Raw genomic sequence first — 21845 nt, forward strand, 5'->3', positions numbered from 1 at the left:
TTTCACACTCCTAGACCTAGTCCTAGTTGGTCTTTTTCACAATCTTGCCCTTCGTGCCTTTCACAAAGCCGCAAGCATTCGCCTCGTCATAGTCGATGTGCATGTACGTTTCATAATTCGGGCTCACCCGCACCAGCACGTCATCGAAGATGAGCGGACGCTTGCCGTACACTTTCACCTGCACGATTTCGCCGTTCTCCACGTTGTATGTGGCGGCGTCTTCCGCCTTCACGTGAATATGGCGCTGCGCGGCAATCAAGCCTCGCTCCAGCCGGATCATATTGCTGCCCGAAGCGATGACGATGCCCGGAGTTCCCTCCAGCTTGCCGCTCTCTCTGACGGGAACAGAGATGCCAAGCACGACGGCATCCGTCTGCGAGACCTCGACCTGCGATTCCTTGCGTTCCGGGCCGAGCACGACGACGTTATGCAGGGCGCCCTTCGGCCCGATCAGCGTAACGCGCTCTTTGCAAGCGTATTGTCCGGGCTGAGACAGATCCTTCGCCTTCGTCAGTTGATAGCCTGGGCCGAACAGCGCATCAATCGCTTCCCGGTTCAAGTGCACATGCTTGCCGGATGCTTCGATTTCGATGCAGGCTTCATCCCGCACCCGCTTGACCACTTCATTCACGATGCTTTCTACCAGTTGATTATCCACCATTCTCACCTCAAGAATTGTACTGTCCTACGCGGATTCGGAACATGATGATCCAGAACAATGAAGACAGCCGGTTCAGCGTCCGAATGATGTCTTCGCGCTCGGCGCCTCCGTGCTCCGTTTTGAAGGCTTGGTAAGCCAGCAGCTCCGTCTCCCTCGTCAATGTGCGCAACGCATTTATAACAACAACCGCTTCGCCCATATCATAGCTGGGTTGAAAATGTTCCAATCCAAAGTATTTCTTGGGAAAATGGGACTGCTCGCGCAATTCCTTCGGTGTCATCCCAAGCAAATGAAATTCCTCTATGCTTTCGTTCAACACTTCACAGCGCACGATTTTTCGCACGAACTGTAAAATTTCTTCCAAATCGTCGACCAGCTTGGTCATGTTCAGCTTAAAGCAGCTGATTTGCGCTTCTAAAATTTTGGTTTCCAATGAATCCAGCTTGCCGCGGAATAAAATCCGGGGATGATCTTTAAAAACAAGCATATTGCCATATAAATGGGTCATATGCTCGGGCTTCGTCTCCAGAAAACCGCCGTACAGCGTACGGAAACGTTTTTTTCCTTCGGCCGGTTCTTGCTTAGTGTCCAAGTTTTTGGTGATTTGAAGCTTAACTTCCTTCTTGGGCGCCGGGCTGTCTGCAGCGGGGGCTCCCACATAACGAAGCTCAATCTGATGATCGCTCAAAAAGCTTTTGGCGGAAGGGGTCAGAATCGCGCCCGTCGGAGCCTCATATACGGCAACCTCTTTCAGATTCTGATTCCGAAAGTGCTTGCGCAGCTCGCTTTCCGTAATCACAGCCATGTTTTCACATCCTTTTATTGCGTGCATCTTTGGTTACACGCGGGCGTCCGCGCCGCTAAGCGATGGGCCGTCAGGCGGGGAGGCAGATACGGCAGAAGCCGCATCTCCGCTCCCTCTTCCCCTTCAGGCTTGTCCGGAATCGGTTATTATTCCGCTTTTGTCTTAGGAAGGATGGCATCCACTTCCGTGTGTGGTCTTGGGATAACGTGAACGGACAGCAATTCGCCCACGCGCTCCGCTGCAGCCGCGCCTGCGTCGGTTGCCGCTTTGACTGCACCTACGTCCCCGCGAACCATGACGGTTACGAGACCTGCGCCGATTTGCTCTTTGCCGATCAAAGTAACGTTAGCTGCTTTGACCATTGCGTCTGCTGCTTCGATTGCGCCTACCAGACCTTTAGTTTCTACCATTCCCAATGCGTTTGCGTTTGCCATGATTAAATTCCTCCTAATGAGTTGTATGGTTTATATGAATTGTTGTGAAAAACCAGGTTAGCTTAAAGATTCGATGCCGAGCTGCTTTCAGTATCACATCGTGATCAAAATCGTCTTTTTGAACTACCTCCCGAATTACATTTCTGCCAGGATGCGTTTGACGATCATATTGATCAACTGCTCTTTGTCGCTCAGATCGATGCTTGCCGCTTCGGTCTGCGCTGCCGGCTTCTCAGCCAGGTCTTCCATTTCTCTAAGCCCGTAAGCGACGCGACGGATGTTGAGCAGATTGAGCGGGCTGATGTTGTCGGATGTCGAGCTTCCGCCGACCGCGCCGCAGCCGAGCGTAAGCGCCGGTGCAATCGCCGTCGTAGCGCCGATGCCGCCGAGTGTTCCCGGCGTATTGACCAGCAAGCGGGATACCGGCTTCTTCAGAGCGAACTCCCGGACAATCTCTTCATTCTCGGAATGAATAACCATCGTATGTCCGGCGCCTTCCCCGTTCAAAATCTCGATGCAGCGCTCGCACGCCGCTTCCCAGCTGTCTTCCGTGTAGAACGCCAGGATTGGAGCCAGCTTCTCGCGCGAATACGGAACGTTGCGGCCGACGCGGGTCTCTTCGGCAATCAGCACGCGCGTGCCCGCCGGAATATTCAGGTTCGCCAGCTTCGCGATATGCTCTACGCTGCGGCCGACGATTTGCGGGTTCATCGTGCCATTGGCCCGCATAATGAATTTGCCAAGCTGTGCGCCTTCCTCTGCGGAGAGGAAATACGCGCCCTGCTTCTTGAATTCAGCGATAACCGCATCCTTGCTGCAGGCTTCGACGACGACGGATTGCTCCGAGGCGCAAATGGTGCCGTTGTCGAATGTCTTGGAATCCATGATGCGCTTGACCGCAAGCGAAATGTTCGCGCTCTTCTCGATAAAGGCAGGGCCGTTGCCCGGGCCGACGCCGATGGCCGGCGTGCCGGACGAGTAAGCTGCTTTGACCATAGCGGTTCCGCCGGTAGCGAGAATCAAGGCGACATCGTCATGCTTCATCAATTGATCGGTTCCTTGAATCGTCGGAACCGTCATGGCCGCAATCGCGCCCTCTGGACAGCCTGCCTGCATGGCAGCCTCGCTAATAATCTTCACCGTCTCCAGAATGCACTTCAGCGCATTCGGATGCGGGGAGAAGACGATGCTGTTCCCGGCTTTAAGCGCAATGAGCGCTTTGTAGATTACGGTCGATGTCGGGTTGGTGGATGGAATCAGGCCGGCAATAACGCCGACAGGCACGGCCACCTCCATCACCTTATGCGCTTTGTCCTCTTTCAGGACGCCAACCGTCTTCATATCCTTAATCGAATCATATACTTGCTTCGAAGCGAATGCGTTCTTGATGATTTTGTCCTGCCAACGTCCGAAGCCTGTTTCTTCATTGGCCATCTTCGCCAGCTTCTCACGGTTCTGATAGCCGGCATCGGCGATCGCTTTGACAATCGCGTCGATCTGCTCCTGCGACATCGTGGCCAGTTGGGCTTGCGCCTCTTTGGCCTTTTTAATCAGATTCCGGACTTCTTGAATGGATCTCAGATCCTTATCCAATGTTTCCATCAATACTCCTTCTCTCTGTTACTTTTTTTGTTACGAGGTAGCTTTTTTCGTTTTCTTCGCTCGTTTCGCTGCCGGCGTGACGGCCGGCTCTGTGCGCGGTGTCTGTGCCTCGCTGCGGCTTGCCTGCGCGCTTGCCTTCGTATCAGCCGGCGCAGTAACTTCGGCCTTGGCGGCAGGCGCAGACACGCTTCCGGTCCGGCCGGAATCCGGTTGGACCGCGGCTTCCGCCTTACTTGCCGCGGCGGCCTCCCCTGCTGGCGCTGCGGCGGTCACCTTAGCCTCATCCGCAGCCGCTTCCGGCGCGGGAGAAGCTTCCGTTGCTTCCTCAGCGGCTGAAGACGCCGCCGCGGCTTCCTCGCCCGCCGGCGCTTCGTCTCCGGAGGGGGCTGCCTCCTCGGCAGCAGCCTGCGGCTTATTGGCGTCGGCGTCAACCGGGCCCGCCACCATGGCGGCCGTCTCCTCATGGAGACGCGCAATGACATGCCTTGTCAGCAGAACATTCAACTGCTTCGCCGCCTCGGCTCCCGCTTCCACGGCAGCCTGCACGGCGCCGACGTCGCCGCTCAGCTTGACCGTCACCAATCCGCCCTTGACGATCTCCGCGCCGATGCAGGTGACGCTCGCCGCTTTCAAGGCGGCATCCGCCGCGGCGATGGCTCCCAGATAGCCTCTGACTTCCACCAACCCTAACGCGCTATGTCTCATGGGCCGCTACCTTAATAGCTCGCCGGGTTATCGGCGACGAACTGGACAGCGTCCGCGAACGCGTCGCATGCCGCCTTGCAGGCAGACTGGCTGCCCGTCAGCAAGGCGCCGGCGAAGTTGGTCTCGGAAGGCGGGCCGAAGAAGGCGGCCATCGTTACATCGGCGGCCTTCAGCGCCGCATCGATCGCATACATCGCTTCCAGCGGCGGGGCGATGAGATACGCCAGCGCTTCCCCTTCCTTGATGTTGGCGGTCTGGGACAAATAGCTTCCTGTACGGGAGACGCAATGGGCGAAATACGTGATACTGTCATCCTCATTGGCACTAACGAAATGAGCGCCGGTCTCGATATAATCAACGGCAGCGCTCAAGCCGCTGCGCACTTCCTCCGGGCTGGGACCGGCCAATATCCCGATGACCTCGCCCGCCAGCTTCGTCGAAGCATTAGCCGAACCGGCGTACATGCTTCGCGCATAGACAACATCGACAGCAGCCGCTTTAGTTGCTTCGTCCAGGGCCGTATAGGTGACATCGTCAATGTCGGCGGTAAGGATCCCCAGGCTTTTATGATGCGGCTTCAGCTCCAGCGTGCCAGCCAGATCCGGACTTACGTTGGAAATCAGCTTGACGCCTAACACCTTGGCATGAATCGGATCGTTTCTCATACGAGCCTCCTTGCGATTTTATAATTGCGAGAACTTCCTCTAGAGTTTCAGATCAATCCCCGATGCTTTGCGGTCAATCATCGTCTTAATTAATTCAGCGATATGCGCGCCCGCTTCCACCGCAGGCGTTCCGCCCGAATGGATGTTGGAAATGACCGTGCGCCGCGCTTCCGGCATGCCGACCGTCGGCTTATAGGCGATGTAGGCACTCATCGATTCCGCCGTAACCAGTCCCGGCCGTTCCCCGACCAGCAGGCAGACCACGTCAGCCTCAGTGACGTCGCCGATGACATCCATCGATGGCACGCGGCAATGCTTGACGAACAAAATATTGCCGGTCTCGATGCCATACATCTTGAGACCTTGGGTAATCGCCGGCACGATGTCGCGCAGATTGGCTTCAATCGCGGCCGAGCTCAGGCCGTCGCCGACCATCATCTGCACCTTGGCGCCCTTGGCCGTGTGCTGCTTAATATATTCAATCGTCTCTGCGGAGAACTGGCGCCCCAGATCCGGCCGGGTAATGTATTCATCCTTGTCCCGGCACATCGTCTCGATCGCCACCAGATTCATTTCCTTCACGAAATCCTCGGACACGTAAGAGAATACGGCATCCTGGGCGGCGGCGTGGTCAGCGCGGAACCGCAGCGACGTAATTGTTTTGTAGCGCGGGCCCGCACGCCATACACCAAGGCGGGCCGGCGTTTTTTCCTTCATCTTCAAATAGCCCTCGCGATCGGCCGGTTCAGGAACGAGCAACTGCTTGCGCAGGTCGATCTCCGTAATATCGTCCAGACATTCTCCGCTGTCTGCTTCCTCTTCCTCAGGCAGCGCCATCTGCATGGCCGCGGCAGGAACCGGCTCGGACACCGCCGTCTGCGGCTGGACAGGCGCCTCGGCTTGGGCCGGCTTGGCGGCTTCCCCCGGCGTGTTGCCTACCATCTCGTTCAGAATCGATTCAATCATCGATTTCAGGTCTTTTTCATTCATGAGAGCTTCCCCCTTTCCTCACTTGAGAAACACTGACGCGTCTCCGGCTTTTTTCGTCAGCTTGCCATTTTCGATGAAGCCCATTTTCTCCATCCACTGCTCGAACTCCCGGATTGGACGCAGGCCAAGCAATTCACGCAGCGTCGCGGTCTCGTGATAACCGGTTGTCTGATAGTTCAGCATGACATCGTCGCCATGCGGGATGCCCATGAAGAAGTTGCACCCTGCCGTCGCCAGCAGCACCGCCAGATTTTCCAGGTCGTTCTGATCGGCCTTCATATGGTTCGTGTAGCAAGCGTCGCAGCCCATGGAGATACCCGTCAGCTTGCCCATGAAGTGATCCTCCAGCCCGGCGCGGATAACCTGCTTCGCGTCGTACAAATATTCAGGTCCGATGAACCCGACGACCGTGTTGACGAGGAACGGGTTGAACCGCTTGGCGAAGCCGTAGCAGCGCGCTTCCATCGTCACCTGGTCGATTCCGTGGTGCGCTTCGGAAGACAGCTCCGAGCCTTGGCCCGTCTCGAAGTACATCACGTCCGGACCGGACACTTGGCCATGCTTCAGCACGAGCTGCTGCGCTTCCTCGATCGTGGCGGCGTTGAAGCCGAATGCCGCGTTGCCTTTCTCCGAGCCGGCGATCGATTGAAAGATAAGGCCGGTCGGCGCTCCGCGCTTGACAGCTTCCATCTGGGTCGTGACATGGGCCAGCACGCAAGTCTGCGTCGGAATCTCCCACTTCTGGCGGAACTCCTCGAACCGCTTCAAGACGCGCGTTACGCTCTCGACGGAGTCATCCACCGGATTGAGCCCCAATACCGCGTCCCCGATGCCGAACGTCAAGCCTTCCATCAGGGAAGCCATGATGCCGTCCGGATCATCGGTCGGATGGTTCGGCTGCAGGCGGGCCGACAACGTGCCCGGACGGCCAATCGTCGTGTTGGCGCGAGCCGTCACCCGAATCTTTTTCGCCCCGTACATCAGGTCGAGGTTAGACATAATTTTGGCCACCGCGGCCACCATCTCGGCGGTCAGCCCGCGGGATACGCGCTTGATGTCTTGTTCGGTCGTGTTATCGTCCAGAATCCACTCCCGCAGCTCTTCCACAGTCCAGTTCTGAATCTCGCTGTAAATGCGCTCATTGACCTGATCCTGAATAATGCGGGTAACCTCGTCCTGCTCATAAGGAACCGCAGGATTGTTGCGCAAGTCCTTCAGCGTAATCTGGGACAGGACCACCTTGGCGGCCACGCGCTCTTCCGAAGACGTGGCCCCGAGTCCAGCCAGCATATCCCCCGATTTTTCTTCATTCGCTTTGGCCATCACTTCCATCAGCGTTTTGAACTGATAGGTGCGGCCGAACAGTCTCGTTTTTAAAATCACAAAAGCTCCTCCTTTCAAATGCACCCAATGGATTGGTTCAACCTCGATTAATGAAACACAAGCGTTTTGATAACGACTGGCAATACCTTGCCCTCCGCAATCGGCTTGCCGATGTCGATATAGTCGCCGTTGTCGACCTGCACGCTGTCGATACAGACGACATCCTTCTTGTAATCCAGCAGGGCGTACAGCGTCTGTCCCAGCACCTTCGCCATATCGTGATGGACAATCACGATCAGCGGGTACTCCCTTTCCAACAGCTCCGCCATGCCTTCGCGCAATCCGTGCGCATACTTTTGCACCTCTTGGAAGCTTGGACTCTTCTTCCCTTCCAAAGCAATGGCGACCCGCTGCAGATCATTGTTCAGCTTGAACCAGTTCAATTTGTCGGCGATAGCCTGGGCCAGCGCCTCGGCGCCCCCCGATTCATCCGCCGACGCAAGCTTCAGAATCGGAATGTTTTTGATCGGGAAGCTCTCTTCCGTGTAGGTAATCGTGCTTCCGCTAATCTCGGTCGTATGGGAACCGGCCCCCACGACGGTGGCCCGGATGGTCTCAGCCGATCGCGCCACGGTCATCTGCTGCCTCAACGGGGAAGCGGCGATCGCTCTCCCAAGCAGGATTCCGATATCTCCATACTGGAACACATCGCCCGACGCTTCCTGGTACACGTAATCGGCCACCCCTCCAGAGAAGGAAATGCACGGTATGTCCCGGTCCAGCTTCAGCCCTTTGTTAGTGACGATCGTGTCGTAGAAATCACCCGGCGGCCGGAGCCCGACGCTTTCCTCGAGCAGCTTCACCATCTCCCCGATGATCGGCTCCAGCGCGGCCGGCGTCACCTGCTGCCCAAGGGCCAACTGCAATCCCCTTCGTTCCGCGAGCCGCTTGATCTTCGGCGCGATATACGTAATCTCGTGCGTCCGTTGGTCGACCTTGATCAGGCGGCCCCCGATGTCGAGACATCCCGTGTCCAGCAGCTCCCCATCAGCGAACAAGGCCAGATTGCTGGTCCCGCCGCCAATGTCGATATTGACGATGGACGTCGAATGCTCTTTGGAATACGTATGGGCCCCCGCGCCTTTGGCGGCAATGATGCTTTCCAGGTCCGGGCCTGCGGTGGCGACCACGAAGTCTCCGGCGAAGCCGCTTAGCGACTGCAGCACTTCATTGGCGTTATCCTTGCGGGCCGTCTCGCCGGTAATGATGACGGCGCCGGTCTGGATTTCTTCCTTGCGGATGCCGGCTTTCCGGTACTGCTCCTGCACGAACGTCTGGATTTGCCCGGCGTCGATCCGGTTGTCCGCCAGCACGGGCGTGAAGCAGATATCGCTCCGGTAGACCACTTCTTTGTCCGTAATGACCAAGCGGGGCACCGAAAAGGACGATGCCAGGTTCTGAATATGCAGCTTCGACAGCACGAGCTGGGTCGTCGAGGTTCCCATATCGATGCCAACGCTTAGCAATTGCTCGTTCACGTCTCTCCCCCCCATCGCTTGATACACATATATGCACGCAAAAAGGCTTAAAGTTATATCCCCCTCCCGCTTGACGGGAATGGGTAACCTTAAGCCTCTTTGCTTACGGAACTACATCCTTGTAGCCCGATTCATTATTATTTTTTGAAGGTGAACGCCACGGTCGTGCCTCTCGACGGGCCGGACTCGATGTCAAGCTTGCCCTTCAGCTTGTCCTTCACATAGCTGCGGACGATGGACAATCCCAAGCTTTTGGTGGAACCGTCCTTCACGGAGAAGCCAACGCCGTCATCCGCCACGACCACGGTGACCAACCCGCCATCCAGCTGCGCGTTGACCGTAATCGTGCCGTCCGAGCAGCAATCCCCGAACGCGTGCTCATAGCTGTTATGCACCAGCTCGCTCACAATGAGCGCGATCGCTACCGTGCGATCACTGTCCAGGCAGATGCTTTGCGAAGCAGCAATGTTGATTTTGACATTGTTGCAATCGACGAAGCAGCGCTCGATATTCGAAGCGATGAGCCGTATGACGTCAAGCAGGTCCACCTGCGCATCGATCTCCGTCGACAACAGTTCATGGGTCGCCGCAATGGCGAGCACCCGGCTGACACTGTCGTTCAAGCATTTTTTGGCTTCCGGGCTGTCGCACTGCCGCGCCTGAATGCGGAGCAGCGACGCCACGGTCTGCAAATTGTTCTTGACCCGGTGATGAATCTCGCGGATAGCCACCGACTTGGAGACAATCTCTGCTTCCTTGTGCTTGATCTCCGTCACGTCATGCAGGATGACGCCGATGCACAGATCCCGCTCCGCAATGAACAACCGCTTCACCTGATAATAAGAGCCCGCTACCTTCACATCTGTCGTCAGCGGACAGGAAGGAGAGGTGGAGTACTGCTTCATCACGTCGGAGAAAATCGTCTGATCCAGCGACAGATTATCATAATGCAAGCCCTGAATATCCTCCAAATAGCCAAGCTTGCGGTAATAGGCTTCCGCCTTCTTGTTCTTCAGCTTCAAAAATCCGTGCTTGTCGAAGACGAGAACCGCATCCTCCAGCTGATTGATGATCGAATCCTTGAACCGCAGCATGGCGGTCAGCATCGAGGACATCTCGCCGTCTTCGTATTGCGATCCCGTGACATTGAAGTGGGCTTGAATATTGTCGCTCACATCTTTTTCATAGATGACGACCGCAATGACGCCGTCTTGGTTTTTAATGGGATACACCGTCTGCCGGACGAGATGATTTTCCTGCGTGTTGGCGATGAGACCCTGCGACATGATTCCGGTCTCCAGCGTCCTCAGAACGCCGGGCTCGTTCTCGCGCAGCGCTTTCTCGCCCTCGACAGGGCGCTGATACAGCGATTTGCCGTCATCCGGACGACGGTGGTACACCACAATCGCCTCATTGCCCACGCCGGACAGGACATCGATGAACACATCATCCTTCACTTCGGACGATTCGAACGACTCGGCTATCTCCGTCAGCCGGACGATATCCGACTCCGTCAGTGCCGTGTGCCGCTTGCACAGCCGCCGAATCCGTTCTTTGATCTCAATCATAGGAAATGACGATGGTTGTAGCAATTTCGATCATCGGACACCGTCGATCCATGCTGAGTTTGCGCAGGGTCTGATAGGCTTCCTCTTCGGTGCAGCCATTTTCCTTCATCAGAATCCCTTTCGCCTTTTCCACTGCTTTCCGCTCTTCCATCTTCTGCGACAGCTTCGATAGATTTTGTTCCAGCTTGCGTATTTCCTTGCCTTTGGCTATGGTCACTTCAACCATGGGAATGAACGACTTTTCATCGAGCGGCTTCACCAGATAACCAAGCGCACCGATAGAGGTTGCTTTTTCAATCGTCTGTTTGTCGCTGAATGCGGTCAGAAGAATAACTCCGCCCGCCAGCTGCTCTGAAATGATTCGTTTACCCGCCTTCAACCCATCCAGAATGGGCATTTGAACATCCAGGATGACCAGGTCGGGCAGATGCTTTTTGCATAATTCGATGGCTTCAAACCCATCAGAAGCTTCGCCTACTACGTTGTAGTCCGCCTCTTCCAGCATCTCACGAATATCCATTCTTGTAATAGGTTCGTCGTCGACTATTACAATTTTTCCATTCATGTATCATGCACCTCAATGTCGATATTTGCTTGTATCTGGCTAACCGCCTACTCCTCCAAGTATGCCCGAAGAGCTTCCACTCCCACGTTCTCCATCGTCGAGACCTCGAAAATGCGCTCTGCGCCCGCCGCCTGCAAATAAGCTCTCGCTTGCGCGATATCCTCATCCGTCCGGGCGAGCTCTGTCTTGGTCACGATTCCTATGACCGGCTTGGCGAAGACCGTCGCAAAGGCCGGCGGAAAATAGCTTTCTTCTTTTGTGCAATCTTGCACAAGCCCGATGACATCGGCGTCAACACTCGAGACAAGCAGCATCTTGTACAAATAACGGTTCTCGATGCACTCCCCCGGCGTATCGATCGCTTGGTCGAAGGTCTCCACAGCTTGTGTCTTTTTGTAAGCAATCTCTTGGCCATGCAGCCATTGGCACAGCGTCGTCTTGCCCGAGCCGGTGCTGCCGGCGAAAATGATGGTCTTCATGTGCGCTTCTCCTACGTTCTCGTAATCTTCGCAGCCGAGAAGCCAAGAATGTTATGCAGGCCCAGCAGAACTTCGTTCACGGCCGACTCCACGGATGAGACATCGCCTGTAATGACGAGCGATCCGCTGAAGCGGTCAACGAAGCCGATCTGCACGCCGGCCGCCTTGGTCGCGATGTCCGCGCCAATAATGGAGGCTTCGCTTGGCGTGATGGTCATAATGCCGATGGCATCCTGCGCTTCGCTCCCCAATCCCAGCTTCTTGTAAATATCCGGGTTCGGGTTCGCGATAATATGAGCCAATGTGACCTGCTTCCCTGGCACGTACTCCTGAATGACGCGTTGCTTTTCGTTATGTTGGTCCATACTCTCATCACTCATTTCTTTGTGAGAAACAACATCAAATAGCCATAAAAAAACATAAAGACCCCTTAAAAGTTCACGTGGAATTTTTAAGAAGCCTCTTCGCTTTGATCGTATGCAACACGCCTTTGTGTTACTTTTACTATACTTTGTAGCTGCAAACGTTGTCAACCTGAACACGCATGGTATTTATTTGATTACTTAATATTGAAACATTTTGTTCAAAATTTCGACAACGTCAGGAGCGGCCGGAACGCGCGGATTCGTGGCCGTGCAGCCGTCCTTGAGCGCTCCTTCGGCAATCGATGGGCTCATCTCTTCCAGCAGCGCTTCGTCCACGTTGCATTCCCGCAGTGATTGCGGCATGCGCAATTGCTTCTGCAGCTGCTTGATCGCTTGAACCAGGCTGCGAACGCCGCTCTTCGGATTCGGTGCCGACAGTCCCAATATCTTGGCAATTTCGGCATATCTGACCGCCGCGGCATTGCTTTCCTCTTTGCCGTAGCCCGGCTTGTAATCGGCATTGAATTCAATCACATGCGGCAGCAGCAGCGAATTCATGCGCCCGTGCGCAATCTTGAACTTCGCTCCGGCCACATGGGCGATGCCGTGATTGAGGCCAAGCGACGCGATATTGAACGCCATGCCCGCCAGACAGGAGGCATTGTGCATTTTCTCCCGCGCCTCCAGGTCGTTCCCGTCCTTGTGCGCTCGCGGCAAATACGCAAAGACCAGCTTGATCGCCTTCTCTGCCAAAGCGTCGGACACATCATTCGCTTTGGTGGACACATAGGCCTCGATCGCGTGAGTCAGGACGTCCATCCCCGTATCGGCGGTAATGAAGTCCGGCACGCTCTTGACCAATTCCGGGTCCAAAATCGCTTCCTGCGGCAGCATGTCATCAGACACGAGCGGGTACTTAATGTTCTTCTTCTTATCGCTGATCACGGAGAATGACGTCACTTCCGAGCCCGTTCCGCTCGTTGTCGGAATCGCCACGAACGGCATATTGTGCTGATTCAATATTTTTTGGGCAAAAATCTTCATCGCCTTGGCCGCATCGATCGCGGATCCGCCGCCAATCGCAATCATCCGATCGGCCTGGAACGCGCCAAGCGCTTCCACGCCCTCGGTCACGATCTCGATTGGCGGATCGGGCACGATATTGCTGAAAATGTATTGCTCATTGCTCTCATGCAGCCGTTCGAACAGCATGTTAATCATCCCCGACTTGACCATGAACGGGTCGGTGACGATGAAGATTCGTTGATTCCGCCATTCCATCAGGCGATCCAACGCGCCTTGCCCCAGATAAATGTCGGTTTTCATCGATATTTTGTCCATAACAGGCACCTCCAATGAAGTAGTTCGCAATAAAAAAAGAGACTTTTAAAAGAACGGATTCCTTTAAAAGCCTCTTCGCTTATGATATAGGTGCACGCCATTGTGCAACTCGTCATCATTCAATTGTCTACCATCACTCTACACCGTCAACCGGACATTCGTCAACCCGCCCGATCACGGCTGCCGCTATCGGCAGGCAGTAAAAAAAGGGACCTGCACGCCATTGTGCATCCGTTCCTCGGCCTTGAAGAACGTCCCTGCTTCCTAAGCTATACGTCATCGTATCTGTTCGGCGGCGACCACCCGGCTGTGCCGACATCAGCGTCGGCTGCCTTCCTGGAACCTAAAAAAAGCCTAGCGAGGCGGTTATCGTCACTAGACTCGTAAACCAGCCACTTTCGCCTCGAAATGACTGGTCCTTCAAAGTTACTAGGCAAAAGACCTGACTTAAGACCGTGAATTCGGTCTATCACAGTGGCGGGACCGCGTTGGATTTGCACCAAACTTCCATTGCCTATAACTTCTTCTGTTGTGCATGACGTGAATGGTCGTCCATTCGACACCATTATAGCACAAAAAAGGGGATTGGCAAGAGGGCGCGATCAATCAGAAATGTTACTACAAGAAGTACCGGTACTTTTACATCGAAATGTGATGAAAATGTCAAGCGCCTAAGTAGAAAATTGATGTAATTTGTCGAATATGTGGAACCTATGATATCGTAGAGAAAGAAAAAATCCACATTATCAAAGGATAGCTACAATGGATGATGGAGACACGATAAAGAATGAAAGAGGCGCATCACATGTTTAATGAGATCGAAAAAGAAGCCGTTTATAATGTCATTTATAAAAGAAGAGACATTCGGAATTTTCTTCCGAATCCTGTACCAAAAGAGATTATCGACCGAATTTTACAAGCGGCACACCATGCACCCTCTGTAGGATTTATGCAGCCATGGAATTTCATTATCGTGGATTCTATGGAAGTCAAAGAGAGATTAGCTTGGGCGACAGAAAAAGAAAGACGAGCTTTGGCGATTCATTACGAAGAAGAGCGCGCTACCCAATTTTTAAGTTTAAAAATTGAAGGAATTAAAGAGGCACCCTTAACGATCTGTGTCACCTGTGATCCAACAAGCGGGGGCTCGCATGTACTAGGACGAAATTCGATTCCGGAGACGGATATTCTCTCTACAGCATGTGCAATCCAAAATATGTGGTTAGCGGCGTGTGTAGAAGGCTTAGCCATGGGATGGGTAAGTTTTTACAAAAAAAATGATGTTCGAGATATTTTGCAAATACCTCCGCACATTGACCCTGTTGCTTTAATTTCCATTGGATATACGGACGACTACCCTTCTGCTCCCATTTTAGAACAAGTGAAGTGGGAAAAACGAAAATCTCTTGAAAATCTAATATTTCATAATAAATGGGGAGAACAATAAGCGAATGGATTGTAACAAGCTATAGTTATTTAGCTTGTTACTTGTCATCGGCTTTGTTCTGGGCAATTTAGAACATATTACGGGTACAGGAATAGCCCCCCGCCCTGTCCGTTGCTGTGCTTCTCGTGCAAACGATCCAGGCAGAAGCTGTAGCTTTCCTACAGCTTCTGCCCCTAAGCCGTCATAGCGGTACTTTTTCCTCCAGCAACTGGTTTGCTGCAGCAGTTATCCTGCTAATTCCTTTCATTTCCCCACATTTTCAAGGAACAAAGATCACGGATTCAGGTTACTATTTACTCCTATGTGATGGTAAGGCCAGTAGAATTGTTCATTATTCGCCGGGTATTGACAAAAGGGTTTGGAATTGAAAATGGCTAAAATCGCGGCTTCGATTTTGCGATCATCTTGCCTGCCATCCGCTGTAACCTTGATTGTTAAATGGATTCTAAGGTATAATTTTCTCGCCAGTATATCGTTGTAAGGGAGTAAACATCATGGAAAAAGTTCTCATTTTCGGACATAAAAATCCAGACACAGATACGATTTGTTCCGCCATTGCATATGCAGATTTGAAAACACAATTGGGCTTCGATGTCGAGCCGGTTCGCCTCGGCAGCGTGAACGGGGAAACGCAGTTCGCCCTGGATACGTTCCAAGCGGAAGCGCCGCGCCTGGTAGAGACCGTGGCTAACGAAGTGAACGGCGTTATTCTCGTCGATCATAACGAACGTCAGCAAAGCGCCAACGACATTGATCAAGTTCAGGTGCTGGAAGTGATTGACCATCACCGCATTGCGAACTTCGAGACGAGCGGTCCGCTGTACTACCGCGCAGAGCCGGTTGGCTGCACCGCTACGATCTTGAACAAAATGTATAAAGAGAACGGCAAGACGATGAGCAAAAATATTGCCGGCCTGATGCTGTCTGCCATCATTTCCGATTCGCTGCTGTTCAAATCCCCGACTTGCACGGAGCAAGACGTGGCTGCCGCCCGCGAGCTGGCCGCTATCGCCGGCGTCGATGCGGAGAAGTACGGATTGGACATGCTCAAAGCCGGTGCGGACCTGAGCGACAAGAGCATCGAGGAGCTGCTCTCGCTCGACGCGAAGGAATTCACCATGGGCAGCGCGAAGGTGGAGATCGCGCAAGTGAACGCGGTGGACGTGAACGATGTGCTGTCTCGCCAAGCGGAAGTGGAAGCGGCATTGTCCGACATGATCGCGAAGAAAGGCCTTGACCTGTTCGTGTTCGTCGTCACCGATATTTTGAACAGCAATTCTGTCGCCATTGCGCTCGGCTCCAAGTCGGATGCCGTCGAGAAAGCATACAATGTAAGCTTGGAGAACAACACCGCGCTCCTGAAAGGTGTCGTATCCCGCAAGAAGCAAATCGTGCCTGTGCTGACAGACACATTGAGCAAATAAATCCCCACAGCCGGATATTAGGACAAGCCACCGGATGTGGACCCAATGGACCGGGCCGCGCTTACCAGTGCGGCCCGCCGTTTTGTTTCCTCCCCTACTTGCATTGACATCACCGCCAGATCGGCAAGGGGGCATCAGATAGCTTCCCTGGATGGAACGAGGTACAAATAGATGTGGAAAAAGTTGTTGTTCCTGCGTAATAAGAAATAGAAGGACATCTTATCCTGTCCCATTGGGATAACGTACATATAAGCCCAGAAGGGCATTCTCATCCTGATCTAGTGGGACACGTCGATTCGGTAAGCCTGTTTGGTAAGCAAAATCCTGCTTTAATACAGCAATTCGATATGGACGACTCTACCAGAAAGGGAATCCTGCAAAATTACAGGAATTTCCCCCGATTCCCTTCGGTTCGGAGCAAAAGGCACTAAAATGATGTAGATGCGCAGCATTTCCTCGCAATGTGGAGTCATTGAACCGAAATTCCTGTAAAATGGCAGCAATTCCCTCCACACGTTCAAGCCACAGGGGGCGATGATGCCTCGAGAAGACGGCGATGTCTCCAGAAAGGCAACGATATCTCCAGAAGGCGATGACTCCCCCAGGTTCCAACACCGTCTCTTGTATCCCGTAAATCAGGCCGTTGAGAATGTCCATGGGGGCTTTTGGCGATTCATTTTTTATGCGGCGGATCATAAATTTATTAAAAAAACGCCCCCGCCACGCATTTGCGTGACAAGAGCGCCTTTTCCAAAAATCACAGAAAATAATTCGTTATCGACTGATCGCTGGCCAATATCCCTTCGCTGTCCAGCTTTTTCTTCAAATACTGCTTATCCGATGAAATGAAAACGCTCATAATGAGATCGACGACAAACAGAAACGTGATATGGTTGGACATAAAAGCGCTGTTATTGACCGAGATTTTATCCGGCGCAATAATATCAACCACCGCATTTTCCGTAATCGGCGATGAGTCATAACAGGTGACTGCCACGGTCTTGGCCTGATTGACCTGCGCGATGGAGACGGCATCGATAATCTCCCGCGTCGAACCCGAACGCGAGAAGGCGATGACGACATCCTCGGGACCGCATTGGGAGGCCGCGATTTTCATTTCCCTGCTATCGTTGATGGCATCGGCATGAACGCCGATAATCGCGAGCCGGTTCTTCAATGCCATGGCCGCGAGGAACGAATCGAACAAGCCGATGAGGACGATTCGGCGCGCCCCCTTCAACAGCTCGACCACTTGATGAAGCTGATCTTCTGTAATAAGAGCCGAAGTGTTGACGATCAGCTCGTTATAGTCGAGAGCCAGCGCATCAATGACGTTAATCTCGCGTCTCTCTTTCTTCTTGGCCTGCATATCCCGGTAAAACGCATCCTGGGCAAACGCGATTTTAAAATCGTTGAACCCTTTGAAGCCCACCTTTTTGCAAAAACGGTTGATGCTTGTCTCGGATACGCCGATTTCATTCGCGATCGCCGTAATCGTGTTACGGGTGATGAATTCCGGATTGTGTATAACAAAATTGGCGATTTGATTTTCGCCGTATGTTAATTTTTGCGTTTGCGATACAATTTTTGCGATGACCGCCGGAACCTGTGAAGACATGGTACCTCCTCCTGACTGCCAATGGGAAAAATGCTATCCGGTAACCTCGTTAGCACACCCCATTATATCATATCAAGGGAGGCAATGAGAAAATCAGGCCAGCATCATTTTCCATTTTGCCGCCCTCCGGCGGAGCTCGCCTGCATCTATCTCCCCCGTCTGAACAAGAAACGCGTAATCGAGCGCATTCGGCATACAGGGCAGGTCCAGCATCGTCTTGCAGAATGCATGCGCCGCGATTTCACTGCATTTCACCACGCTTGATCTCTTCGTATACCAGCTTCCGAGCTTGAAAATCTCGATCGGCTCCAGCGTCTCATTCGTGAATTGCCCTGTTCGGTACTCTGTATAATGAAAAAACTCATGCGCCAAATGAATGTCGATCAGCCGATCCAGCTCCTGTTCCTGCTCCTCGCATCCATTCCCCATCACCGTCCGGTACGCCTGCCGCATATCGCGGAGCGACGAGGCATAGATGATAATCGCCGGCGGATTGTTGGCGAAATCAATCTGCGCGCGGAAGCTGACATTGTGGAAGGTGCCGGACCGGTTCGTCACTTCATACTGCAAGCCTTCCATCTGACACAGCTCCCGGATGGACTTCCCCTTGCCTTTGTAGGCAGCCGCCGTCTCTCTGCCCCGCTCCAGCGACATGCACACATAGTACGCCATTCGGTCCTTCGGTATTTTGTGGAAAAGGGGGTCCTGCTCCAGCTCCGCGCACGCCAGCAACTCATCGGACCCTTCCTCTTCCGCCAAGCGGCAGATAACCTCGTCCGGCATACCTTCCCCTCCTTACTGATAGGCAACGACGATTAGTTCTTCTTCCTCTGTCAGCATCTCCGTCTCGATCTCGAGAATCGACATCAGCTGTTCCTTCGTCTGCATTCCGGTCAAATCAAGCATCTTCTCCCGATAAAAGACGAATACCTTCGGTATCGTGGCGTTCGCGTCGGAGTAGATCGTATTGTCATCCAAAAAATCTTGCAACCGGCCCCCGAACTGGGCCTTGGTCACCTTCGCAAAGTGGACATTCCCCTTCTTGAACCGGACGACGCCTTCCCGATCGAGCACGCTCACATAGGTCGTCTTCTTCTTGATCAGGCCGAAGAACGATTTCTTCGTCTCCTCGCAGGCAAACAGGCTCCAGCGGCCGCACTGGGATGCCAGCTTCATGCTGTCCGCCGGCTGATCGACCGAGCTGGCGGCGATGGCGGCCATCTCCTTGACAGACAGCGCTTGCTGGCCCAGATCTTTGGAGCGAAGCTCTGTCGAGCCGGTAGCGACTGCCCGCAGAATGTTTTTCTGGCTGTCGATCTCGATCGTCACCTCGACCGTATCCTCACTGGCTCCGGACTTGACAATGCGCTCGACGATTTCGGACCGAATACGCTTGATGTCCTCTTCCGTCGGATTGACGACGGTTCTCTCCAACTGCTCCTTCACCATCGCCAGGGCGACGCCGATGGTCGACACGTAAGGCGCGTTATTCGCGATCTGGAAGCGGAGCCGCTCCCGCTCCGCCATCGCCGGGACGAGCACCGCCCCGCTGCCGCCGCCGCCGACCAGCGTCACGAACGAACGATCCAGCTCATAGTCCTCGATCATCTCATTGACGGTCTTCATCGTTTTGTCGATCGCGATATTCATCACCTGTCTGGCGGCCTCCTCGACGCTCAGGCCGACATGGGCGGCCAAGGCTTCCCATGCCCGCACGGCCGCTTCCTTGTTCCCCCGCGCGTAATCGCCTTCCGGAACATAGCCGAGAATGTTGGCCGCACCGGCCAGCGTGTAGGAGAATTCCTTGCCGTTCCCGCACTCGAAAATGATATATTCGGCCGGATCCCCTTCCCGCGGGCTGACGAACTTGACCTTCGGATTGACGATCTGCTCCGTCGGGGCGAATGCCTCATATTCCTTGCCCGCAATATGGGCGCTTCGCGGACCGACGTCGATGATCTTCCCGTTCGCCACCTTAATCATGCTTCCGCCGGCAATACCCAGCGTCCGGACATCCAGGGACTGCAAGTAGGTCCGGTGGCCGCCGACCTGGGCATTCTTGATCATGACCTTCCCGTTCTTGATGACGGAAATATCGACGCTTGTGCCGCCGACCTCAAAAAAGATGCCGTCCGACACCTTCTCATACATCAGCACGCCGGCAACACCGGCAGCAAGTCCTGACAGCATCGTCAAAATCGGACGTTTGCGCACCTCGTCGATACTCATAACACCGCCGTCGCAGCGCATAATCATGAGCGTAGATTGAATATTCGCGTTTTTGACCGATTTCTCCGTCATATTTGCCGTTTCCATCATTTTCGGAATGAGAGACGCATTCACGACCGCCGTTCTTGTCCGTGTCTTGAGTCCATACAACTGGGAAATTTCATGCCCGCCGGTGGCATACATGCCTTTGCGGCTCGCTATCTCGACGACGCGGAGCTCATTAGCGGGATCATCGACGCTATACGCCTCGGAAGCGACGATAACCTCCGCCCCCTGCCGTGCAAGCTCGTCAATAGCGGCTTCGATGTCCTCGTCCCGCAAATTTTTGGAATCCAGGTAGGTATGGTAGGTCTTCAAATATTTTCCCGGCGCCAGTTCGATGTCCCCGGGATTCGACTCCGAGCGCGCGCTCATGCCGTCAAGGCCGGAACCCATGCCGATAATGCCAACCCTGGCAACATCCCCTTCCAGCAAGGCGTTCGTCGCTTGCGTCGTTCCATGGGCGATAAAGGTCACATCGTCCGGAGCAATGCCCTCGCTCTCCAAAATCCGCTTCAATATTTGCACAATTCCCTTCGCCACACCGTCTTCGTCATGATGTGTCGTTGGAATCTTCATCTTCCCGATAACCTCGTACGTCTCATTGTCAATGACGGCCGCATCCGTGAAGGTGCCTCCGACATCAATCCCAACCCTTACTTTTCTTCTCTCCATCGTTCTCCTCCTGCGGCAACGGGCGGACACTCGCAAGTCTCCGCCCGGATTCTATCTGCTTCTAAAAGACCATGAATGAACCCAACACCATCGAAATCAGCACCGCAACCATCATCCAAGGAAGCGTCTTTTTCAAAATATCGTTAATGTCGCTCTTCGTAAAATCCGCGACCCACACATTATGCGAGTTGGTCGGGTCGGATACGGCCTGCACGTTGCTGACGACGCGCAGCGCCAGCATCGCCGCGACCGGGGTCATACCCGCCGAGACGAACAGGGCGGCAATGCCGCTGCCCAGTCCCCATACGTTCAGCGGCCCGCGGTAGATGGCGAGCGGAGACAGCAGCGTGAAGAACAGAATGTACATCAGCGGGCTGGTTGGCAGCACCGCTTCAATCAACGGGCTGATCAGCGCCGACACCTGCGGCGCCATGACGGAATTCAACAGGATTCCGATGCCGATCATGAGCGCCATCGCGCCGGCGACGTCCTGAATCCCTTCCACCAGCGCGCTGGACAGGACATGAATCGGCCGCTTCGGCCAAGTCAGCAGTATCGTAACCAACGCGCCGATGACCACCGCCGGCACGATGTCGAGCTTGAATGCAAAGACGAGAATGACCGGCACAAGCGGGCTAATGAGGGCAAAGGCAGGAACTTTTTTGCCTTCTCCACCGGAAGCCGTCGGCATCGCCCATGCTTTGCGGCCTTTGCCGTCCCGCCGGATGTAGAAAATAATCATCGCCAACGAGACGAGAATGAGCGGCAGCGCGGCGACCAGCGTATAATCCGCAATCGTCTGAACCGAGAGGCCGAGCACATCGACATAGACTGCCCAGTTGGAGACGTTGAACAGCGCGCCGACGCCGACGGCGGAAATGACGACGATAGAGGCGACGAACTGGGAAATGCCCGCCGTCAGCATAATCGGAATGACGATCGTACCGACCAGGATGACCATGCCCAGTCCGCCGGCCGCCGAGAAAATAATAGATGCGGTTGCAAAAAACAAGACCGCAATCAACACCGGCTTGTCGCCTGCAAGCTCGGCCGCTTTCCGGATAATCGACTTGGTAATGCCGACTTTATTCAAGATTTGCCCGAACCAGGCCCCGAATATCAAGCCTGCGATGGCGCCGGACAGGCGCATTGAGCCGGATGACAGAATCGTCTTGGCAATCGTGGTCGCCTCGGGATCGTTCGACATCCACGGCACGCCGGCGATGACGGCGAACAGAATCGCCATCAAAGGCAGCGCAAGAATAGTCGGAAGCTTCCGGGTCATCATTAACCCGACGAACACAAGAAAGACAAGTAAAATGCCGATGGCTTGAACCCACATTAACGATGTCACGATGATTTCCCCTCTCGA

20 protein-coding genes and 1 riboswitch are annotated in these 21845 nt (G+C 54.2%); of the genes, 2 read left to right on the plus strand and 18 right to left on the minus strand.

The genetic code is table 11. The annotated features are described in order from the left end of the window. Nucleotides 1-22: 22 nt before the first annotated feature. The 14 genes from eutD to FLT43_RS12095 all read right to left on the minus strand — a co-directional run bounded on the left by eutD (nucleotide 23) and on the right by FLT43_RS12095 (nucleotide 13041). Nucleotides 23-658, minus strand: a complete 636-nt coding sequence (gene eutD / locus FLT43_RS12030; RefSeq protein WP_087445393.1) for an ethanolamine utilization phosphate acetyltransferase EutD — start codon at nucleotides 656-658, stop codon at nucleotides 23-25. 10 nt (nucleotides 659-668) lie between these two features. After that, a complete protein-coding gene (locus FLT43_RS12035) occupies nucleotides 669-1466 on the minus strand; it encodes a cobalamin adenosyltransferase (protein ID WP_087444687.1) in 798 nt (265 codons plus the stop codon). A gap of 146 nt (nucleotides 1467-1612) precedes the next feature. Further along, nucleotides 1613-1900 (minus strand): propanediol utilization microcompartment protein PduA, encoded by a 288-nt coding sequence (gene pduA, locus FLT43_RS12040; RefSeq protein WP_006676866.1) that lies wholly within the window; start codon nucleotides 1898-1900, stop codon nucleotides 1613-1615. A 135-nt stretch (nucleotides 1901-2035) separates the two neighbouring features. Next, nucleotides 2036-3502 carry an acetaldehyde dehydrogenase (acetylating) gene (locus FLT43_RS12045; protein WP_087444686.1) on the minus strand — a complete coding sequence of 489 codons (1467 nt, stop codon included), beginning with the start codon at nucleotides 3500-3502 and terminating at the stop codon, nucleotides 2036-2038. A gap of 30 nt (nucleotides 3503-3532) precedes the next feature. Beyond that, nucleotides 3533-4207 (minus strand): BMC domain-containing protein, encoded by a 675-nt coding sequence (locus FLT43_RS12050; protein WP_087444685.1) that lies wholly within the window; start codon nucleotides 4205-4207, stop codon nucleotides 3533-3535. A gap of 11 nt (nucleotides 4208-4218) precedes the next feature. Next, complete coding sequence (gene eutL, locus FLT43_RS12055; RefSeq protein WP_087444684.1) at nucleotides 4219-4872, minus strand: ethanolamine utilization microcompartment protein EutL; 654 nt, start codon at nucleotides 4870-4872, stop codon at nucleotides 4219-4221. A gap of 39 nt (nucleotides 4873-4911) precedes the next feature. Continuing rightward, a complete protein-coding gene (gene eutC / locus FLT43_RS12060) occupies nucleotides 4912-5715 on the minus strand; it encodes an ethanolamine ammonia-lyase subunit EutC (protein WP_373994957.1) in 804 nt (267 codons plus the stop codon). A gap of 165 nt (nucleotides 5716-5880) precedes the next feature. Continuing rightward, nucleotides 5881-7245 carry an ethanolamine ammonia-lyase subunit EutB gene (locus FLT43_RS12065; RefSeq protein ID WP_087444682.1) on the minus strand — a complete coding sequence of 455 codons (1365 nt, stop codon included), beginning with the start codon at nucleotides 7243-7245 and terminating at the stop codon, nucleotides 5881-5883. Between the two features lie 47 nt (nucleotides 7246-7292). Continuing rightward, nucleotides 7293-8723 (minus strand): ethanolamine ammonia-lyase reactivating factor EutA, encoded by a 1431-nt coding sequence (gene eutA, locus FLT43_RS12070; RefSeq protein WP_087444681.1) that lies wholly within the window; start codon nucleotides 8721-8723, stop codon nucleotides 7293-7295. Nucleotides 8724-8860: 137 nt separating this feature from the next. Beyond that, complete coding sequence (locus FLT43_RS12075; protein WP_373994956.1) at nucleotides 8861-10282, minus strand: sensor histidine kinase; 1422 nt, start codon at nucleotides 10280-10282, stop codon at nucleotides 8861-8863. Nucleotide 10283: 1 nt separating this feature from the next. Further along, nucleotides 10284-10856: an ANTAR domain-containing response regulator gene (locus FLT43_RS12080; protein WP_006676858.1), complete on the minus strand. Its 573-nt coding sequence runs from the start codon at nucleotides 10854-10856 to the stop codon at nucleotides 10284-10286. 47 nt (nucleotides 10857-10903) lie between these two features. Continuing rightward, complete coding sequence (locus tag FLT43_RS12085) at nucleotides 10904-11335, minus strand: EutP/PduV family microcompartment system protein (protein WP_087444679.1); 432 nt, start codon at nucleotides 11333-11335, stop codon at nucleotides 10904-10906. 11 nt (nucleotides 11336-11346) lie between these two features. After that, nucleotides 11347-11700 carry a BMC domain-containing protein gene (locus FLT43_RS12090; RefSeq protein WP_111156031.1) on the minus strand — a complete coding sequence of 118 codons (354 nt, stop codon included), beginning with the start codon at nucleotides 11698-11700 and terminating at the stop codon, nucleotides 11347-11349. A gap of 198 nt (nucleotides 11701-11898) precedes the next feature. Further along, nucleotides 11899-13041 (minus strand): 1-propanol dehydrogenase PduQ, encoded by a 1143-nt coding sequence (locus FLT43_RS12095; protein ID WP_087444677.1) that lies wholly within the window; start codon nucleotides 13039-13041, stop codon nucleotides 11899-11901. 383 nt (nucleotides 13042-13424) lie between these two features. Next, nucleotides 13425-13576, minus strand: a riboswitch (adenosylcobalamin (AdoCbl) riboswitch). A gap of 270 nt (nucleotides 13577-13846) precedes the next feature. On the opposite strand from FLT43_RS12095, the gene bluB reads away from it, so the two are divergent. Together bluB and FLT43_RS12105 are read left to right on the plus strand one after the other, a co-directional pair. After that, nucleotides 13847-14488: a 5,6-dimethylbenzimidazole synthase gene (gene bluB / locus FLT43_RS12100; protein ID WP_087445392.1), complete on the plus strand. Its 642-nt coding sequence runs from the start codon at nucleotides 13847-13849 to the stop codon at nucleotides 14486-14488. Nucleotides 14489-14982: 494 nt separating this feature from the next. Next, complete coding sequence (locus FLT43_RS12105) at nucleotides 14983-15912, plus strand: manganese-dependent inorganic pyrophosphatase (protein WP_087444676.1); 930 nt, start codon at nucleotides 14983-14985, stop codon at nucleotides 15910-15912. Between the two features lie 757 nt (nucleotides 15913-16669). On the opposite strand, the gene FLT43_RS12110 is transcribed toward FLT43_RS12105, so the two are convergent. The 4 genes from FLT43_RS12110 to FLT43_RS12125 all read right to left on the minus strand — a co-directional run bounded on the left by FLT43_RS12110 (nucleotide 16670) and on the right by FLT43_RS12125 (nucleotide 21827). Beyond that, on the minus strand, nucleotides 16670-17530 hold the full coding sequence (locus tag FLT43_RS12110) for a MurR/RpiR family transcriptional regulator (RefSeq protein WP_006676852.1): 861 nt from the start codon (nucleotides 17528-17530) through the stop codon (nucleotides 16670-16672). Nucleotides 17531-17623: 93 nt separating this feature from the next. Further along, complete coding sequence (locus FLT43_RS12115; protein WP_087444675.1) at nucleotides 17624-18313, minus strand: hypothetical protein; 690 nt, start codon at nucleotides 18311-18313, stop codon at nucleotides 17624-17626. A 12-nt stretch (nucleotides 18314-18325) separates the two neighbouring features. After that, on the minus strand, nucleotides 18326-20473 hold the full coding sequence (locus tag FLT43_RS12120; RefSeq protein ID WP_087444674.1) for a hydantoinase/oxoprolinase family protein: 2148 nt from the start codon (nucleotides 20471-20473) through the stop codon (nucleotides 18326-18328). A gap of 61 nt (nucleotides 20474-20534) precedes the next feature. After that, on the minus strand, nucleotides 20535-21827 hold the full coding sequence (locus FLT43_RS12125; protein ID WP_244194363.1) for a citrate transporter: 1293 nt from the start codon (nucleotides 21825-21827) through the stop codon (nucleotides 20535-20537). Between the last annotated feature and the right edge of the window lie 18 nt (nucleotides 21828-21845).

It is taken from the genome of Paenibacillus thiaminolyticus, from assembly GCF_007066085.1.
GTDB lineage: Bacteria > Bacillota > Bacilli > Paenibacillales > Paenibacillaceae > Paenibacillus_B > Paenibacillus_B thiaminolyticus.

Bases quoted from the DNA above. Each gene is read 5' to 3' on its own strand.
- FLT43_RS12035 (WP_087444687.1), bottom strand. From the start codon at position 1,466: ATGGCTGTGATTACGGAAAGCGAGCTGCGCAAGCACTTTCGGAATCAG.
- pduA (WP_006676866.1), bottom strand. From the start codon at position 1,900: ATGGCAAACGCAAACGCATTGGGAATGGTAGAAACTAAAGGTCTGGTA.
- FLT43_RS12045 (WP_087444686.1), bottom strand. From the start codon at position 3,502: ATGGAAACATTGGATAAGGATCTGAGATCCATTCAAGAAGTCCGGAAT.
- FLT43_RS12050 (WP_087444685.1), bottom strand. From the start codon at position 4,207: ATGAGACATAGCGCGTTAGGGTTGGTGGAAGTCAGAGGCTATCTGGGA.
- eutL (WP_087444684.1), bottom strand. From the start codon at position 4,872: ATGAGAAACGATCCGATTCATGCCAAGGTGTTAGGCGTCAAGCTGATT.
- eutC (WP_373994957.1), bottom strand. From the start codon at position 5,715: ATGCAGATGGCGCTGCCTGAGGAAGAGGAAGCAGACAGCGGAGAATGT.
- FLT43_RS12080 (WP_006676858.1), bottom strand. From the start codon at position 10,856: ATGAATGGAAAAATTGTAATAGTCGACGACGAACCTATTACAAGAATG.
- FLT43_RS12085 (WP_087444679.1), bottom strand. From the start codon at position 11,335: ATGAAGACCATCATTTTCGCCGGCAGCACCGGCTCGGGCAAGACGACG.
- FLT43_RS12090 (WP_111156031.1), bottom strand. From the start codon at position 11,700: ATGGACCAACATAACGAAAAGCAACGCGTCATTCAGGAGTACGTGCCA.
- FLT43_RS12095 (WP_087444677.1), bottom strand. From the start codon at position 13,041: ATGGACAAAATATCGATGAAAACCGACATTTATCTGGGGCAAGGCGCG.
- bluB (WP_087445392.1), top strand. From the start codon at position 13,847: ATGTTTAATGAGATCGAAAAAGAAGCCGTTTATAATGTCATTTATAAA.
- FLT43_RS12105 (WP_087444676.1), top strand. From the start codon at position 14,983: ATGGAAAAAGTTCTCATTTTCGGACATAAAAATCCAGACACAGATACG.
- FLT43_RS12110 (WP_006676852.1), bottom strand. From the start codon at position 17,530: ATGTCTTCACAGGTTCCGGCGGTCATCGCAAAAATTGTATCGCAAACG.
- FLT43_RS12115 (WP_087444675.1), bottom strand. From the start codon at position 18,313: ATGCCGGACGAGGTTATCTGCCGCTTGGCGGAAGAGGAAGGGTCCGAT.
- FLT43_RS12120 (WP_087444674.1), bottom strand. From the start codon at position 20,473: ATGGAGAGAAGAAAAGTAAGGGTTGGGATTGATGTCGGAGGCACCTTC.